The sequence below is a fragment of the Oryzihumus sp. JJN4-3R genome (assembly GCF_057747915.1).
In genome coordinates this window covers 3,543,379-3,559,324 of record NZ_CM173229.1, presented here as the reverse complement: position 1 = coordinate 3,559,324, position 15,946 = coordinate 3,543,379, and the positions used below count along the sequence as shown (strand labels likewise).

At 72.2% G+C, this 15,946-nt stretch carries 12 protein-coding genes; 5 read left to right on the top strand and 7 right to left on the bottom strand.

What is annotated here, in order from left to right:
• The 4 genes from AC3ANM_RS16910 (at position 1) to AC3ANM_RS16895 (ending at position 3,755) form a co-directional block, all read left to right on the top strand.
• Positions 1 to 1,167 (top strand): ABC transporter permease, encoded by a 1,167-nt coding sequence (locus tag AC3ANM_RS16910; protein ID WP_488285580.1) that lies wholly within the window; start codon positions 1 to 3, stop codon positions 1,165 to 1,167.
• Complete coding sequence (locus AC3ANM_RS16905; RefSeq protein ID WP_488285579.1) at positions 1,164 to 1,355, top strand: hypothetical protein; 192 nt, start codon at positions 1,164 to 1,166, stop codon at positions 1,353 to 1,355. Before AC3ANM_RS16910 ends, AC3ANM_RS16905 begins: the two co-directional genes overlap by 4 nt.
• The gene (locus AC3ANM_RS16900) at positions 1,352 to 2,518 is read left to right on the top strand and encodes an ABC transporter permease (protein WP_488285578.1); all 1,167 of its coding nucleotides are present in this window, start codon (positions 1,352 to 1,354) and stop codon (positions 2,516 to 2,518) included. The genes AC3ANM_RS16905 and AC3ANM_RS16900 overlap by 4 nt, the downstream gene beginning before the upstream one ends.
• 214 nt (positions 2,519 to 2,732) lie before the next feature.
• Positions 2,733 to 3,755 (top strand): NADP-dependent oxidoreductase, encoded by a 1,023-nt coding sequence (locus AC3ANM_RS16895; RefSeq protein ID WP_488285577.1) that lies wholly within the window; start codon positions 2,733 to 2,735, stop codon positions 3,753 to 3,755.
• 109 nt (positions 3,756 to 3,864) lie between these two features.
• Here AC3ANM_RS16895 and AC3ANM_RS16890 read toward each other — a convergent pair whose 3' ends face one another.
• On the bottom strand, positions 3,865 to 5,142 hold the full coding sequence (locus tag AC3ANM_RS16890) for a class I SAM-dependent methyltransferase (RefSeq protein ID WP_488285576.1): 1,278 nt from the start codon (positions 5,140 to 5,142) through the stop codon (positions 3,865 to 3,867).
• Positions 5,139 to 6,536 carry an FAD-binding oxidoreductase gene (locus tag AC3ANM_RS16885; RefSeq protein WP_488285575.1) on the bottom strand — a complete coding sequence of 466 codons (1,398 nt, stop codon included), beginning with the start codon at positions 6,534 to 6,536 and terminating at the stop codon, positions 5,139 to 5,141. The genes AC3ANM_RS16890 and AC3ANM_RS16885 overlap by 4 nt, the downstream gene beginning before the upstream one ends.
• 188 nt (positions 6,537 to 6,724) lie before the next feature.
• Here AC3ANM_RS16885 and AC3ANM_RS16880 point away from each other — a divergent pair, with 188 nt between their 5' ends.
• On the top strand, positions 6,725 to 10,102 hold the full coding sequence (locus AC3ANM_RS16880) for a pyruvate carboxylase (RefSeq protein WP_488285574.1): 3,378 nt from the start codon (positions 6,725 to 6,727) through the stop codon (positions 10,100 to 10,102).
• A 33-nt stretch (positions 10,103 to 10,135) separates the two neighbouring features.
• Here the strand turns inward: AC3ANM_RS16880 and AC3ANM_RS16875 are convergent, their stop codons facing one another.
• From AC3ANM_RS16875 to ftsE, 5 genes are all read right to left on the bottom strand, one after another.
• On the bottom strand, positions 10,136 to 12,055 hold the full coding sequence (locus AC3ANM_RS16875; protein ID WP_488285573.1) for a DUF2207 domain-containing protein: 1,920 nt from the start codon (positions 12,053 to 12,055) through the stop codon (positions 10,136 to 10,138).
• Positions 12,056 to 12,060: 5 nt separating this feature from the next.
• On the bottom strand, positions 12,061 to 12,531 hold the full coding sequence (gene smpB, locus AC3ANM_RS16870; RefSeq protein WP_488285572.1) for an SsrA-binding protein SmpB: 471 nt from the start codon (positions 12,529 to 12,531) through the stop codon (positions 12,061 to 12,063).
• Between the two features lie 126 nt (positions 12,532 to 12,657).
• Positions 12,658 to 13,992, bottom strand: coding sequence for a murein hydrolase activator EnvC family protein (locus AC3ANM_RS16865; protein ID WP_488285571.1), 1,335 nt, complete (start codon positions 13,990 to 13,992; stop codon positions 12,658 to 12,660).
• Between the two features lie 155 nt (positions 13,993 to 14,147).
• Complete coding sequence (gene ftsX / locus AC3ANM_RS16860) at positions 14,148 to 15,053, bottom strand: permease-like cell division protein FtsX (RefSeq protein ID WP_488285570.1); 906 nt, start codon at positions 15,051 to 15,053, stop codon at positions 14,148 to 14,150.
• A 65-nt stretch (positions 15,054 to 15,118) separates the two neighbouring features.
• Positions 15,119 to 15,808 (bottom strand): cell division ATP-binding protein FtsE, encoded by a 690-nt coding sequence (gene ftsE / locus AC3ANM_RS16855; RefSeq protein ID WP_488285569.1) that lies wholly within the window; start codon positions 15,806 to 15,808, stop codon positions 15,119 to 15,121.
• Positions 15,809 to 15,946 lie beyond the last annotated feature (138 nt).

The following is a 15,946-nucleotide window of genomic DNA, read 5'->3' as shown; positions in this document are numbered from 1 at the left end:
GTGCCGGTCGCGCTCGTCATCGCCCTGAAGGACCTGCGGCAGCGGCTGCGCGACCGGTCCGCGATCATCCTCGGCTTCGTCGCCCCGCTGGCCGTCGCCGGCCTGATCAGCGTCGCGTTCGGTGGCGCGGACTCCTTCCACGCCGACGTGGGGGTCGTCGACCACGACCAGGGTGCCGTCGCCACCGCGTTCACCGGGTTCCTGTCCTCGCCGGACCTGGCACGCGTGGTGACCGTGCGCCGGGTCCGCGACGACGCCACCGCACGGCGGCTGGTGCACGACGGCACGCTCGGGGCCGCCTTCGTGCTCCCCGCCGGCTGGACGGACGCGCTGCACGGCACCGGGCCGGTGCCCGGCGTCGACGTGCTCGGCAGCGTGGACTCCCCGGTGGCCAGCCAGGTCGCCGGATCCCTGGCCAGCTCCTTCACCGCCCAGCTCGACGCCAACCGCCTCTCGGTTGCGGCGGCGCTGGCCGCCGGGGCGGACCCGGCGCGCGCCGGGGCGCTCGCCGCCGCGGCCAGCCGGGAGCGCCTGCCCGAGCAGGTGGTCGAGCGGGCCTCCGGCACGAAGGCGTTGTCGGCCCGCAGCTACTACGCCCCGGCGATGGGCATCTTCTTCCTGCTCTTCGCCATCGGCTTCGGCGCCCGCAGCTTCTTCCAGGAGCGCAGCGGCGGCACCCTAGACCGGATCGCCGCCGCCCCGGTGGGGCCGGGCGCCATCCTGCTGGGCAAGTCGCTCGCGACCTTCGTCTACGGCGCGCTGAGCCTGGGCACCGTAGCGCTGGTGAGCTCGGTGCTCTTCCGCGCCGACTGGGGTCCCCCGCCGATGGTGGCGGCGATCGTCGTGGCGCTCTCCCTCACCCTCGTGGGGTTGACCGCCCTGGTCATCACCGTCGCCCGCACCGAGCGGCAGGCCGACGGCGTCGCCGCCATGGTGACCTTCGGTCTCGTGCTGCTCGGCGGCAACTTCATCTTCATCAACGCCGCTCCCCCCGCGCTGCGCACCCTGTCCCTGTTCACGCCCAACGGCTGGGCCCTGCGGGCATTCAGCGACCTCGCCGGGGGCGCCGGATGGACGGCGGCGCTGACCCCACTGCTGGCGATCCTGGCCTTCGGCGTGGTGACCCTCGGGGTCGCCTTCCTGCTGCGCCGTCGGGTGCTGGCATGAGGAAGCCCGGTATGGCGCGCGGCCGGCACGAGGACCGCGGGCACCACGACTGCGGGCACCACGACTGCGGGCACCACGACTGCGGGCACCACGACTGCGGGCACCACGACTGCGGGCACCACGACTGCGGGTACCACGGCGGCCGGCGGGCGAGCCGGCGGCGTGGGGCAGGGCGGGGCGCCCTGTGACCGCCGCCCTCGCCCTGGCCGCCGCCGAGCTGCGGCGGGTAGTGCGCGACCGCACCGCGTTGTTCTTCATGGTGCTGCTGCCGATCATCGTCATCCTGCTCGTCGGGGCGACCGTCTCCGGCAGCACCCGGATCCGGGTCGGCGTGGTGGGCGGCGGCTCCGGTCCCCTGGCCGCCCGGCTGGCCACCGACCTGCATGGCGCCGCCGGGGTCGACACCCAGTCGTATGCGTCGCCCACGCAGGCGCGCGAGGCCCTTCGCCGGGGTGAGGTGGCCGCCCTGGTGGAGCTGCCGGCCGACCTCGACCACCGGCTGGCCTCGGGTGGCAACGCCACCGTCGCCGTGGTCACCACGTCCGGCGTGGCGCAGTCGGCGCAGGGCGCCCTGTCCGCGACCCGGGCCGTCGTCGCGCGGCACGCCGCCACGGTCCAGGCGGCCAGGTTCGCGGCGGCGCACAGCGCCGTCTCGCTGCCCCAGGCCCTGGTGCTGGCCCGGCGGGTTGGCGCGGCAGTCCCGGCGACGACGGTGCGCACGGTCGTCGTGGACAGCCGCAGCAACTACCTGCCGCTGGGGTTCAGCTACAGCGCCCCGACGATGCTGGTGCTGTTCGTCTTCGTCAACGCCCTCGCGGGCGGCGCCGCCATGGTGCAGACGCGGCGCAGCGGGGTCCTCGCGCGGGCCCTGGCCGCGCCGGTCCGCCCGCGGGACATCGTCCTGGGCGAGGGGTTGTGCTACTTCCTGCTGGCCCTGGGCCAGGCGGCGCTCATCGTCGGTGTCGGAGCCCTGCTCTTCGGGGTGAGCTGGGGCAACCCGCTCGCAGCCTTCGTGCTCGTGGCCACGTGGGCCCTGGTCGGCACCGGCGCGGGGATGCTCTCCGGCACCCTCTTCCGCACCCCGGAGCAGGCCAGTGCCATCGGCCCGACCATCGGCATCGCCTTCGGCATGCTCGGCGGGTGCATGTGGCCGCTGGAGATCGTCCCGCCGGCGGTGCGCGCCCTCGGCCACCTCACCCCGCACGCGTGGGCCGTCGACGCGTGGGTCACCCTGCTCTCCCGCGGCGGCGGCCTGCTGGACATCCTGCGCCAGCTGGTGGTGCTGGCGGCGTTCGCGACCGCCCTGCTGGTCCTCGCCTCGCTGCGGCTTCGCCGCACCCTCGCCGCCTGAACCCGCCCTGGCGGCGTCACGGGCGGCCGCCCGTGGCCAGGGGGTCGGCCTCCGGCGGGTGACCACACGGCATACCGCACGAGGGGTGAGCACCCTCACGCCCGGTGGCGGAAGCCAGCCCCCTCCCCCATGGTTGCCTAGGGTGGCCCGCTCGCCCCCTGCGCAGCAGTGGCCCCCTGTGCACGCACCCCCCATGACGAAAGGGCGTCTCACCATGACGACCAGCCGCGAATGGCACCTCACCCGGCGACCCCACGGAGAGCCGGTCGACGACGACTTCGCACTCGTGGAGGTCGAGCTGCCGGCGCCCGAGGCCGGCCAGGTCGTCGTCCGCAACACCTTCCTGTCGGTCGACCCCTACATGCGCGGCCGCATGAACGACGCCAAGTCCTACGTCCCCCCGTTCGAGCTGGGCAAGGCGATGGACGGCGAGGCCGTCGGTGTCGTCGAGGCCGTCGGTGAGGACGCCGTCGACGCCACCGGTGCGCCGATCTCCGTGGGCGACATCGTGATCCACCCGCTCGGCTGGCGCACCCACGCCCTCGTGGCTGCCAAGCACGCGCGCATCCTCGACACCGACCTCGCGCCCGCGCAGGCCTACCTTGGCGTCCTCGGCATGCCGGGCCTGACGGCCTACGCCGGTCTGCTGCGGGTCGGGGAGTTCACCGAGGGCGACGCGGTGTTCGTCTCCGCCGCCGCCGGTGCGGTCGGCTCGCTCGTCGGCCAGATCGCCCGCCTCAAGGGCGCCTCCCGCGTCGTCGGCAGCGCCGGCGGCCCGGAGAAGGTGCAGTGGCTGCAGGACGACGCCGGCTTCAACGCGGCCGTCGACTACAAGGCCACCCCGATCCGCGAGGGCCTGGCCGAGGCCGCGCCCGAGGGCATCGACGTCTACTTCGACAACGTCGGCGGCGACCACCTCGAGGCCGCGATCGGCGCGCTGCGCAAGGACGGTCGCGCCGCGATCTGCGGGGCGATCTCGGTCTACAACAACACCGAGCCGGCCCCGGGCCCGCGCAACATGCCGATGATCATCGGCAAGCGGCTCACCCTGCGCGGCTTCATCGTCTCCGACCACCGCGACCTGCGCCCGCAGTTCGAGGCCGAGGTCGGCCAGTGGCTGGCCGAGGGCAAGATCGCCTGGCGCGAGACCGTCGTCGACGGCATCGAGAACGCCGTGGAGGGCTTCCGTGGCCTGCTCACCGGTGGCAACACCGGCAAGATGCTGATCCGCCTCTGAGCCGGTAGCACCGCCACCGAACACCGCCTGGCCCGCGTTTCCCGCCCCGAAGGAGGGGGAACGCGGGCCGGCGCTTGTCCGGTCGGTCTCCGCCGGCGCGCTCGGCTGCTCAGCTGGCCCAGGTGGGGCGCAGCGGCATGTGCGCGTCGCCGTCGGGGCCGACCTTGACGCCGAGCACCTGGTGCAGCTGGATGCTGTTCTCCTCGAAGGAGAGTCGCGACCCGGCCAGGTAGAGGCCCCACACCTTGGCGGTGCCCGTCCCGACCTCGGCCACGGCCCGGTCCCAGCCGGCGCTGAGGTTGCGGCACCAGTCGCGCGTGGTCATCGCGTAGTGCTCGCGCAGGTTCTCGGCGTGACGCACCTCGAAGCCGACGTCCTGCATCACCGTGGTGATGGTGCCGGAGCCGGTGAGCTCGCCGTCGGGGAAGACGTAGCGGTCGATGAACCCGCCGCGACTGATCCCCGGGTGCTTGTTGTCCGGCCGCGTGATGCAGTGGTTGAGCAACCGCCCACCCTCGCGCAGGCGGGCCTTGAGGAAGCGGAAGTAGCCCGGGTAGTTGCGCACCCCGATGTGCTCGGTCAGCCCGATGGAGCTGACGGCGTCGAAGCCGGTCTCCTTGACGTCGCGGTAGTCAAGGTGTCGCACCTCGGCGCGCTCCGAGATCCCTTCCTCCGCAATGGCCTTGGCCGCCCAGCGCGCCTGCTGGTCGGACAGCGTGACGCCGAGCGCGCTGACGCCGTAGTGCTTCACGGCGTGCCGGACCATGCCGCCCCAGCCGCAGCCCACGTCGAGCAGCCGCATCCCCGGCTGCAGCCCCAGCTTGCGGCAGACCAGGTCGTACTTGTTGGCCTGGGCCTCCTCCAGCGTCGCGTCGACGTGCGGGTAGCAGGCGCAGGTGTAGGTCATCGACGGGCCGAGCAGGATCTCGTAGAACGCGTTGGACACGTCGTAGTGGTGGTGGATCGCGTCGGCATCGCGCGCCTTGGAGTGCCGCAGCCCGTGGAGCAACCGGCGCCACGGGGCAGGGGTCTCCTGAGGGGGCAGCTCGGGTGGTCGGAATCCCTTGAGCCCCAACGACTTCAGGATCTCGGGCAGCTCGCCTGGCTTGGGCAGGTGCGGCTCGACCTCGTCACGGAAGGTACGCAGCAGCTCGTAGGGGTCGCCCGGGTCGGCCCCCTCGACCGTGAGGTCGCCGGCGACGTAGGCCCGGGCCAGCCCGAGCTCGCCCGGCGCCGTGGCGAGGTAGCGCACCGCACGCTCGTTGGCCAGGTGGATGGTGAAGCGCGAGTCCTCGCGCCCCGAGGACGACCCGTCGTATGCCGTGAACCGCACCGGGGTGCCAGGGTCGAAGACCCGGTCCAGCATCTGTCCGATCGTCAAGGTCATCTGCGTCTCACCGCCTTGTCGTAGAGCGAGGGCAACCGGCCCCCGGGGTCGTAACGCTCCTTGACAGCGGCCCAGGCCTCACCGCCGTAGCGCTGCCAGAAGTCCGCCTCGTCGTAGTAGGCGTCGGAGTAGAGCGACTTGTGTCCACCGAGGTCGTCCACCTCCTGCTCGATCGCACGGTTGACGTCACCGTCAGCCCGACCGTCGGCGATAGGCACGGTCGACCAGAACCCCACATTGACGTAGGTGTGGCCCGGCTCCAGCGGGTAGAGCGGCCACCCGGTCCGGCTGGTCGGGGTGTCGCGAAGAGCCAGCGGGCACAGCCAGACCGGCTCGATCGGCACCTCCTCGAGGAACCACCGCAGGAACTCGGCCGTGCGCTCCAGCGGGATCTCGACGTCCTGCACCACCCGCTCGGTCGGCGGCCGGCCGCGCCGCTCGTCGAGCCGGGCGAAGACGTGGTGGCGGTTCTCGAACGCGACGAGCTTCCAGTAGACGTCGCTGCGCAGCAGCCGGCTCGGCCACAGCCGGCGCACCACGGGGTGTTGCGCCCCGAAGGCCCGCGAGCACCAGAACCAGTCGGTGTCCCAGCGCCACAGGTAGTCGCGGACGGTGAGGAAGTCGACCGAGTGCTCGCGGATCGAGCGGTAGAAGATGCGCTGCCCGGTGTAGTCGCTGGTGAACGGCGCGTGGTCCTGCCAGTCGCCGAGGACCAGGTAGGACTCCCGCGCGGAGAAGACGACGCCGTCGACGAAGTCGACCGGCTCGCCCTCGTGCTCGCGGGTGGTGGTCACCCGCCCGATCGCCTCCTGGAGGGCGTCGAGGTCGGTGAAGCGCACGTGGCGCAGGCGCACGAACGGGTGGACGCGCTCGAGCTCGATCCGCAGCCGCAGCGCGTAGCCCAGCGAGCCGTAGGAGTTGGGGAAGGTGCGGAACAGGTCGGCGTGCTCCCCCTCCGGCCCGGCGACCACGACGTCGCCCGCGCCGGTGAGGATCTCGATCTCCCGCACGGACTCGTGCGGCAGGCCGTTGCGGAACGAGGAGGACTCGATCCCCAGGCCGGTCACCGCGCCACCGATGGTGATCGTCTTGAGCTGCGGGACGACCAGCGGCATGCACCCGACCGCAAGGGTTGCGTCGACGAGGTCCTCGTAGGTCGTCATCGCCTGCACATCGGCCACCAGCGCGTCGGGGTCGACCGAGAGCACGTGGGTCAGCCCGGAGACGTCCAGCCCGGGGACCCCGGTCGCATCCCGGGGCCGGAACAGGTTGGAGGTGCGCTTGGCGAGGCGCACGGGGTGACCGGGCGGCATACCGGCGAGCTGTGCCCGCAGCGCATCGCGCGCCGCCTCGTGGGCAGCGCCTCCCACCGCCTGGACCTGTGCGTGTGCCATGTGCCTCCCCAGCTCGGTGTCAGAGTAGGTCGGCATCGCCTCAGCGGCATCCGCAGGCGGGGCTACGCTCGACGGACCCGGGCCCGATGTGGCCCAGATCCCGTATGCCGGGACGCACGTCTCGCAGTACGGTCGCCTCACTAGGCTGTTCCCCGACCTGACAGCCGGACCCTGTGTGGGAGGCGTGCGTGTTTCGCAAGGTGCTCGTAGCAAACCGAGGCGAGATCGCGGTGCGGGCGTTCCGCGCCGCCACCGAGCTGGGGGCGGCCACGGTCGCGGTCTTCCCCCACGAGGACCGCAAGAGCGAGCACCGGCTCAAGGCCGACGAGGCCTACGAGATCGGCGAGCCGGGCCACCCGGTGCGGGCCTACCTCGACCCGCAGGAGGTCACCCGGGTCGCGACCGAGGCCGGCGCCGACGCGATCTACCCCGGCTACGGCTTCCTCTCGGAGAACCCGGCGCTGGCCGAGGCCTGCGCCGAGGCCGGGATCACCTTCGTCGGGCCGCCGGCGTCGGTGCTCTACCTCACCGGCAACAAGGCACGGGCCATCGCCGCCGCCAAGGCCGCCGGGCTGCCGACGCTGCGCAGCGCCGAGCCGAGCGACGACGTGGAGACCCTGCTGGCCGCCGCGGACGAGGTCGGCTTCCCGATCTTCGTCAAGGCCGTCGCCGGCGGGGGCGGCCGCGGCATGCGGCGGGTCGAGCGCCCCGAGGACCTGCGCGAGTCGCTCGAGGCGGCCATGCGCGAGGCCGAGTCCGCCTTCGGCGACGCGACGGTGTTCCTCGAGGAGGCCGTGGTCAGCCCGCGGCACATCGAGGTGCAGATCCTGGCGGACGCCTCGGGCAACGTCATCCACCTCTTCGAGCGCGACTGCTCGGTGCAGCGCCGGCACCAGAAGGTCGTCGAGATCGCGCCCGCACCGAACCTCCCTCCGGAGCTGCGCGAGCGCATGTGCGCCGACGCCGTGGCCTTTGCCCGGGAGATCGGCTACGTCAACGCCGGCACGGTGGAGTTCCTGCTCGCACCGGACGGGCGTTACGTCTTCATCGAGATGAACCCGCGCATCCAGGTCGAGCACACGGTGACCGAGGAGGTCACCGACGTCGACCTCGTGAGCGCGCAGCTGCGGATCGCCTCCGGCGAGACGCTGGAGGACCTCGGGCTCTCCCAGGACACCGTGCGCCTGCGGGGCGCGGCGCTGCAGTGCCGGATCACCACCGAGGACCCCTCCAACGGGTTCCGCCCCGACACCGGTCACATCACGGTCTACCGTTCCGCGGGCGGGTCCGGGGTGCGCCTCGACGGCGGCACCGTCTTCGTCGGGGCCGAGATCGGCGCCCACTTCGACTCCATGCTGGTCAAGCTCACCTGCCGTGGTCGCGACTTCGGCACCGCCGTGCGGCGGGCCCGGCGCGCCCTGGCGGAGTTCCGGATCCGCGGCGTCTCGACCAACATCCCGTTCCTGCAGGCGCTGCTCGACGAGCCCGACTTCGTGGCCGGGCGGCTCTCGACCTCGTTCATCGACGACCGGCCGCAGCTGCTCACCGCGCGCACGCCGGCCGACCGGGGAACCAAGCTGCTGACCTACCTGGCCGAGGTCACCGTCAACCAGCCCTACGGCCCGTCCCGGACCAGCGTCTCGCCGCGCAGCAAGCTGCCGGCCATCGACCGCGACGCGCCCCCGCCGCCCGGCGCGCGGGACCTGCTGCTGCGGGTCGGGCCGCAGGAGTTCGCCCGGGCCCTGCGCGAGCAGGTGCCGGTCGGGGTCACCGAGACGACGTTCCGCGACGCCCACCAGTCGCTGCTGGCCACCCGGGTGCGCACCCGCGACCTGATGCACGTCGCCCCGCACGTGGCGCGGCTGACCCCGCAGCTGCTCAGCGTCGAGGCCTGGGGCGGGGCGACCTACGACGTGGCGCTGCGGTTCCTGTCCGAGGACCCGTGGGAGCGCCTCGCCCTGCTGCGCGAGGCGATGCCCAACCTGCCGCTGCAGATGCTGCTGCGCGGGCGCAACACGGTCGGCTACACGCCCTACCCGACCAAGGTGACCGACGCGTTCGTCACGGAGGCCGCCCAGACCGGCATCGACATCTTCCGCATCTTCGACGCCCTCAACGACGTCGACCAGATGCGCCCGGCGATCGACGCGGTGCGCCAGACCGGGACGGCCGTCGCCGAGGTCGCCCTGTGCTACACCGGCGACCTGCACAGCCCGGCCGAGACGCTCTACACCCTCGACTACTACCTCAAGCTGGCCGAGCGCATCGTCGAGGCCGGCGCCCACGTCCTGGCGATCAAGGACATGGCCGGCCTGCTGCGGGCACCGGCAGCCCGGACCCTCGTGGCCGCGCTGCGTGAGCGCTTCGACCTGCCGGTGCACCTGCACACGCACGACACGGCCGGCGGCCAGCTGGCGACCCTCCTGGCGGCCATCGACGCCGGCGTCGACGCGGTCGACGTGGCCAGCGCCTCGATGTCGGGCACCACCAGCCAGCCGTCGATGTCGGCGCTGGTCGCCGCCACCGACGGCACGCCCCGCGCCACCGGCCTGGACCTGCAGACGGTCTGCGACCTCGAGCCCTACTGGGAGGGCGTGCGCCAGCTCTACGCCCCCTTCGAGTCCGGCCTGCCCTCCCCCACCGGACGCGTCTACACCCACGAGATCCCCGGTGGGCAGCTGTCGAACCTGCGCCAGCAGGCCATCGCGCTCGGCCTCGGCGACCGGTTCGAGTCGATCGAGGACATGTATGCCGCGGCCAACCGCATCCTGGGCAACGTCGTCAAGGTGACGCCGAGCTCCAAGGTCGTCGGCGACCTCGCCCTCGCCCTCGTCGGCGCCAACGCCGACCCGGCCGACTTCGAGGCCAACCCGACGAAGTACGACATCCCCGACTCGGTCATCGGCTTCCTCAACGGCGAGCTCGGCGTCCCGCCGGGCGGCTGGCCCGAGCCGTTCCGCACCAAGGCCCTCGAGGGACGCAAGGCCCGCCCGGCACTCACCGAGCTGACCGAGGAGGAGGAGGCCGCGCTGGCAGCCGACCCCCGGCATACCCTCAACCGTCTGCTCTTCCCCGGGCCGACCAAGGAGTTCGAGGCCTCCCGGGACGCCTACTCCAACCTCTCGGTGCTGGGCACTGGCGAGTTCCTGCACGGCCTGGCCGTCGGGACCGAGCACGAGGTCGACCTCGAGCCCGGCAAGCGCCTGCTGCTCGGCGTGCAGTCGGTCAGCGAGGCCGACGAGCGCGGGATCCGCACCGTCATGTGCACCGTCAACGGCCAGCTGCGGCCGGTGCAGGTGCGCGACGAGTCGATCGCGGTCGACGTGCGCGCCGCGGAGAAGGCCGACCCGTCCCGGCCGGGCCACGTCGCGGCGCCGTTCGCCGGGGTCGTCTCGCTCTCGGTCGAGGTGGGCCAGCAGGTCGAGGCCGGCGCCCAGGTCGCCACCATCGAGGCGATGAAGATGGAGGCCGCGATCACCACCCCGGTCGGTGGCACCGTCGACCGGCTCGCGATCGGCTCCCAGCAGCAGGTCGAGGGCGGCGACCTCCTCCTCGTCGTGACCTGACCCGCCGGCCCGGCACGCGGTGTCGCGCGCGGCTCACCAGGAGCCGGAGCCACCCCCGCCGCCACCGCCGCCGGAGAACCCGCCCCCGCCGAACCCGCTGCCACCCGACGAGCCCGGGGTCGAGGTGAAGGTGCCGCTGGCGGTGGTGGAGAAGCTGTCCACGCCGCTGGCGATGTCCTGGAACCCGCCGAACCCGCCGGGCCCGAAGACGTACCAGGTCGGCATGACCAGCGGCTGGCCCGCGGCCGTGGCCGCCTCCGCCACGTCGGCGAAGACCTTGGCCCACCGGTCGGCGACGCCGAAGACGATCGCGAAGGGCAGGTAGCGGCTGAAGATGTTGGACGCCTCGTCGAAGGCGATCTGGTTGGCCTCGGCGGTCAGCAGGTACTGCTTGAACCCGAGCGACTGCGCCAGCACCGCGCTGCCCCGGGCGGTGCGCGAGGCCATCCGGTTGCCGAGCACCTTGACGATGACCCCGGCCAGGACGAGGCCGCCGGCCAGCATGATCCCTGACGGGATGGGGAAGCCGACTCCGCCCCGGGCGTCGACGGCGCTGCTGTGCAGCCCAAAGAACCAGCCGGACCCGACGCCGATGATCACCAGCGCCGTGCCGACGCCGCTCCACACCCGTCGCTGGGTCTGCGGCGACTTGCGGAACCACCCCCGCCGCACGACCTCGGCATACATGTCCGCCTGCACCGAGGACAGCGTCGAGGCGAACTGGTTCTTCAGCTCCGAGAGCAGCACCGGGTTGCTCTCGCGGAAGAGGCCGTTGAGCAGGACCTGCTCGTAGGTCAGCAACGGCTCGCCGGCCGGCGGCGGCAGGGCGGTCAGCTCCCAGTCGGTGCGCTTGAACATCCCCGAGCCGGACACCTCGCGGACCGTGAGGAACCCGCGCACCGCCAGGTCCACCACGGTGGCGCTGACGTCGATCGTGTTGGCCTGCTCGTCGATGATCGTGCCGACCATGCCCGGCTGCACGCCCTGCGGCGGCTGGAACTGCACTGCCACGGCCCCGGGCCGCGAGCCGCGCACGACCTGCCCCTCGGCCCCGTCCGCAGGCGTGAGGCCCGGCGTCAGACCGGCATACTGCTCGTCCCTGCCGCGGGTCCACACGAGGAACCCCATGAGCGCCGCCGCCAGGACCGGGATCGTGATGCCGGTGCCGATCCCGAGCAGGCTGACCGCCCGCGCCACCCCGGGCGAGAGCGTGCTGCCCTGCCCGGTGTCGAAGCCGGTGTCCGTGCCGCCGGCGCGCAGGTCCGGCGCGGTGTCGGTGAACGCGGCCACCGGCATGGCCGCGACGACGCTCACCTGCTGGTATGGCGCGAGCCTGGTCGCGCTGTAGGTCGCCGTGGCGCCGGGCTGGGCCGCGCACTGGGTGGTCGAGCCCTGCGCGCCGTAGTAGCAGGCTGCTTTGGTCACCGCTGCGGGGCCGTGGACGGTGACCTTGACCGCGTCGGTGGGGACGGCCGTCGCGTCGCCGGTGACGTTCCAGTAGAGCTCGACGTGGTCGGGGAAGCCGTTGACCACGTGGGCCAGGTGGTAGCGGACGACGTAGGTCTGGGTGCCCTCGACTGTCTGGTCCGGGTTGCCGATGCGGATGACCTCGTCGGCCCCGAGCTGCGAGACGTCGACGTCCGCCGGCGCACCCGAGGGGCTGGCGGCGCTCACGTCGGACATCTCGTAGACCCGGTGCTGGTCCTTGCTGTTCTGGTAGCCCTGCTGGGTGGTGACGTAGCGCTTGATGCCGTGGTGCTCGCCGGTGCTGCCGAAGTCCCACACCAGCGTCTCGGTGACGTCCATGCCGCCGTCGGCCTGCACGGCGTAGTCGGCGGTGAGCGACACGATGTGCTCACCTCCGGCCGCCACTGCCGCGGCCGGCAGCCCGACCATGACCCCCAGTGCGGCCAGCACCGCGAGCAGTGCCCGCAGCCTCCCCCGTCCGCCCACCGGCGTCACCTCTCCGTTCGGTGCGACATCGCCCGCTGCGCCTCGCGGTTGTCCTGGCGCTCACGCAGCGCGTGCCGCTTGTCGTACTGCTTCTTGCCCTTGGCCAGGGCGATCTCGACCTTGGCCCGGCCGTCCTTGAAGTACAGCGACAGCGGCACGATGGTGTGCCCGGCCTCGCGGGTCTTGATGATCAGCTTGTGGATCTCGTCCTTGTTGAGCAGCAGCTTGCGCCGGCGCCGGGCGGCGTGGTTGGTCCACGTGCCCTGGGAGTACTCCGGGATGTAGACGTTCTCCAGCCAGATCTCGCCGTTGTACTCGCTGGCGAACCCGTCGATGAGCGAGGCCCGTCCGGCGCGCAGCGACTTCACCTCGGTGCCGGTCAGGACGAGGCCGGCCTCGAAGGTGTCCTCGATGAGGTAGTCATGACGCGCCTTGCGGTTGCTCGCAACCAGCTTGCGTCCCTGCTCCTTGGCCACCGTCGCCGTCCCTTTCCTCGCGTGCCTGAACCGCGGGGTAACCCTAACTGCCCGGGAGGCGGCGCAGCGACGGCCTTTCGTCGCTGCGCCGGGAGACGCCGGTATGCCGGGTGGCCGGGTGCCGCGTCAGAGCCACTTGCGCGGGTTGACGGGGTTGCCGTCCTCCCGCGTCTCGAAGTGCAGGTGGCAGCCCGTCGACATGCCGGTGGTGCCGGAGTAGGCGATGAGCTGCCCGCGGCTGACGTGGCCACCGGTGACCACCCAGCTCGAGAGGTGGTTGTACGTGGTGGTCAGGTCGACCCCACCGACGATGCCGTGGTCGAGCACCAGCTGGTTGCCGTAGCCGCCCGAGGCCGACTCGGGGACCGCCATGATCACCGAGCCGGAGGCGGCGGCGTGCACCGGCGTGCCGCAGCCGACGGCGAAGTCGAGGCCGTCGTGGTTCTGCCAGCGCTGGGCCACCGGGTCGAAGCGCCAGCCGAACTCCGACGAGGTCGGGCCGGCCACGGGGTAGCTGAGGTAGCCGCCACTGGCCGGGATGCCCTGGCTCGGCACCGGGCGGTGCGCGCGCCGGGCCGCGGCGGCACGGGCGGCTGCGGCCCGTGCAGCGGCGAGCTTGGCCGCCCGGGCACGCGCCGCGAGCACGGCGGCCAGGTGGCGGGACTGGGCCTGCATCCGCGACAGCCGGCCGGCCTCGCGCGCCTTCTTGGCGGCCACGGACGCGGCGTACTTCTTCTGCGCGGCCTCGAGCAGCTGGAGGCGCTGCTTGGCCTTGGCCGCGAGGTCCCGTGCCGACTGGGCTGCGGCGACGGCCTTCTCGGCCTGCACCTTCAGCAGCGCGACCTGCCGACGGACGGCGGAGAGGTGGTCCTGGACGGCGCGGCCCTCGGCGTGCTGGGTCGCCAGCCGCCGGAGCGCGCCGCTCTGCAGCCGCATCACCGTGTCGACCAGGACGACGCGCGTGGCGAAGTCGTCGGGGCTGGTGGCGTTCAGCGCCACGGACAGCTCCCCCATCCCGCCCTGCTGGTAGCTGCGCCGGGCGAAGTCCCCGATCAGGTCGCTGGTCTGCTGGGTGTCCTTGGCGTTGGCCGTGAGCATGTCGTCGGCCTTGGCCTCGTTGGCCTGCGCGACGGCCAGCTGCTCGGCCACGTCCTGGTTGTGCTTCTCGGCGGCGACCACCTTGGCCTGGGCCGCGGCCAGCTCGCGCTGGGCGATCGGCAGCTCGGCCTGGGTGCGCTTCAGGGCCAGGAAGGCGTCGGCGAGGTCCTTGGAGGTGTCGTCGAGCTGGCTGCGCAACGTCGCGATCTGCTTGTCGATCCGGGCCTTGTCGCCGCGCGTGTCGGCCTGGCCGACCGGGGCGAGGAACAGCCCGGCGCTGGTCAGCAGAGCGGTCGCAACGACCACCCAGCGGCCGCGCCGGAGCCGGCGGGTGGGCGACGTCTCGGGGGGTAGCGCGCTCATCAGCATCATTGCTACCACAGGCCACACCCGTCACACCGGCTTTCCGCCGGTGAGTTGACGATCCCGTGACCTCGCGCGCCCGGGCCGCGCGCGTCATACCGGGCCCGGCCCGGCGGCCCGGCGCGTCTGACCTGGCGCGGCTCGTGCCGCGCGGCTCAGACGCGCAGGTAGCGCCGCAGGGTGAACCAGGAGGTGATGATCGCCAGGGCAGCGCCGCTGCCCACCAGCCACGGCGTCATGACCCAGACGTCACCCACGCCGACGAAACCGATCGGCAGGATCGTGGCAAGGAACCCGGTGACGCCGTAGTGCACCGTGGCCCACAGCAGGCCCACCGCCAGGCCGCAGCCGACGAGGGTCGCGACCACGGTCTCCATGATGAACGGCAGCTGGATCACGAAGGAGGAGGCGCCGACCAGGCGCATGATGCCGGTCTCGCGGCGCCGGCTGAACGCTGTCTGCCGGATCGTCGTGGCCATCAGCAGCATCGCGCAGAGGACCATGATCGCGGCCAGGCCGACCGCGCAGTAGCTCATGATGTTGAGGGCCTTGAAGAACTTGTCGAGCAGCGCCCGCTGGTCCTGGACCTGCTCGACGCCCGGCGCCCCCTGGAACGAGCTGGAGATGACGGCGTACTTGCTGGCATCGCTGAGCTTGACCCGGAAGCTCTCCGGCATCTGGTCGGGCTTGACGTTGTCGACGATCGGGCTGTTCTTGAACTGCACCTTGAACCGGTCGTAGGCCTCCTGCGGCGACTCGTGGAAGACCTGCTTGACCAGCGGCTTCATGTCCTCGAGCTGGCTCTGGATCTGGCTGCGCTGCTCGTCGGTGACGGGCCCGGTGGCGCACGAGGGCGTGTCGGAGTTCTTGGTGCACAGGAAGATCGAGACCTGGACGCGGTCGTACCAGTAGTCCTTCATCGTCTCGACCTGACGCTGGGCCAGCAGGCCGAAGCCGAGGAAGAACAGCGACACCATGGTCACGAGCACGACCGAGACGGCCATGGACATGTTGCGGCGCAAGCCGATCCAGATCTCGCTGAGGATGAACTGCAGTCGCATCGTTCTCTTCCGGTCGCTTCCGTGGCAGGTGCGGTCAGGGTCGGTTCGGTATGCCGGGTGGCCGGCTAGCGCTGCACGCCGTAGACGCCGCGGCTCTGGTCGCGCACGAGCTCGCCGTGGTCGAGCTCGACCACGCGCTTGCGCAGCTGGTCGACGATCTCGTCGTCGTGGGTGGCCATGACGATCGTGGTGCCGGTGCGGTTGATCCGGTCCAGCAGGCGCACGATGCCCAGGCTCGTCGTCGGGTCGAGGTTGCCGGTGGGCTCGTCGGCGATGAGGATCGCCGGCTTGTTCACGAAGGCGCGGGCGATCGCCACGCGCTGCTGCTCACCGCCGGAGAGCTCGTGCGGGAAGCGCTTCTCCTTGCCCTCGAGGCCGACCAGCTCCAGCGTCTCGGGCACGAGCTGCTTGATGTCGTGACGGCTGCGGCCGAGCACCTGCAGCGCGAAGGCGACGTTCTGGAAGACGGTCTTGTTGGGCAGCAGGCGGAAGTCCTGGAAGACCGTGCCGATCTCGCGGCGCAGCGCGGGGACCTTGCGCGAGGGCATCGTGGCCAGCTCGCGGCCGGCGACGAGGACGTTGCCGGTGGTGGCCGCCTCCTCCTTGAGCACCAGGCGCAGCAGCGTGGACTTGCCCGACCCGGACTGCCCGACGACGAAGACGAACTCGCCCCGCTCGACCTCGAGGCTGATGTCACGCAGCGCCGGACGCGAGGACCGCGGGTAGGTCTTGCTGACGTTCTCGAAGCGAATCATGCGCGAGGGGGGCCCTTGCCGGCTCGGGGACGGGACGGCATACCCGTCCCGGCGACGGACCGGACATGCGCCTTCGAGCGTAGGCGGGACCCACCCGAATTGCGGGGACTTCACGAACCTCGGCGTGTGCCGCGGCGG

Coding starts and splice junctions, on each gene's coding strand:
- AC3ANM_RS16905 (WP_488285579.1), top strand. CDS start 1,164: ATGAGGAAGCCCGGTATGGCGCGCGGCCGGCACGAGGACCGCGGGCAC.
- ftsE (WP_488285569.1), bottom strand. CDS start 15,808: ATGATTCGCTTCGAGAACGTCAGCAAGACCTACCCGCGGTCCTCGCGT.
- AC3ANM_RS16890 (WP_488285576.1), bottom strand. CDS start 5,142: ATGACCTTGACGATCGGACAGATGCTGGACCGGGTCTTCGACCCTGGC.
- AC3ANM_RS16865 (WP_488285571.1), bottom strand. CDS start 13,992: ATGAGCGCGCTACCCCCCGAGACGTCGCCCACCCGCCGGCTCCGGCGC.
- AC3ANM_RS16885 (WP_488285575.1), bottom strand. CDS start 6,536: ATGGCACACGCACAGGTCCAGGCGGTGGGAGGCGCTGCCCACGAGGCG.
- AC3ANM_RS16895 (WP_488285577.1), top strand. CDS start 2,733: ATGACGACCAGCCGCGAATGGCACCTCACCCGGCGACCCCACGGAGAG.
- ftsX (WP_488285570.1), bottom strand. CDS start 15,053: ATGCGACTGCAGTTCATCCTCAGCGAGATCTGGATCGGCTTGCGCCGC.